General features: G+C 64.2%; 1 pseudogene. It reads left to right on the top strand.

The features are described 5' to 3' along the window. Window positions 1–232 (top strand): annotated as a pseudogene (locus RMT89_RS45620) (hypothetical protein); the annotation flags it as partial.

Here is a 232-nt window from a genome sequence, read left to right as displayed (position 1 = left end):
TGTGCTCTTCCGATCTACAAGTCGCTTGCGCGCAAGCTCGGCGGCTCCGAGTACGTCGTCTCGGAGATGACCGGCAAGCGTGAATGGACCTGGAACGGCGTGCCGTTCATCGACCCCGGCAACCACTGGTCGGGGCGCAAGATTCTGCCTGTCGGCGGCGGCGACCTGTACGCGATCAAGTTCGCCTGGAACACCGGCTCGGTTGGTGTGATGGGCATCCAGAACGGCCCGC

Source organism: Streptomyces sp. P17 (assembly GCF_032436805.1).
Taxonomy (GTDB): domain Bacteria; phylum Actinomycetota; class Actinomycetes; order Streptomycetales; family Streptomycetaceae; genus Streptomyces.
The sequence above is the reverse complement of the archived record's forward strand: the minus strand, read 5'-3'. Positions and strand labels throughout refer to the sequence as shown.